General features: G+C 54.5%; 1 protein-coding gene. It reads left to right on the forward strand.

Translation table 11 applies throughout. The annotated features are described in order from the left end of the window. On the forward strand, positions 1-378 hold a 378-nt coding region (locus J4G02_21285), incomplete at both ends, for a hypothetical protein (GenBank protein ID MCE2397058.1).

Consider the following 378-nt stretch of genomic DNA (forward strand, 5'->3'; position numbering starts at 1 on the left):
TGGAAGTAGAGGATCAGACCGGCTTTAGCTTTGCCGACGCTCCGCTCGGAACCCACAGTGTGACGCTTGTTGCCGAAAGCACCGGTGGTTCTTCAGCCTTAACGTGGACGTTCACCCTAGTCGCGCCAGAGCCGACAGTCTCAATCGTATCCCCGCTTGTTGGACAAATCGTTGATCCGAGGCAGCCGTTGACTATCAGTGCCGCACTGACAGGTGCCGGTGAGTTGACGGTGACGGAGTTCCAGGTCAACGGTATGGATATGGAGGGAATCTTAGAGGATAACTGGCTGACCTACACAATGGAGCCTCCCCTTGTTGGCGCAGAAGATTCGATTCTGCGACGCGGCAGTGATAACACCATTTCTGTCAAGATTGTTG

This window comes from Candidatus Poribacteria bacterium (assembly GCA_021295755.1).
In the GTDB taxonomy this organism is placed as follows: domain Bacteria; phylum Poribacteria; class WGA-4E; order WGA-4E; family PCPOR2b; genus PCPOR2b.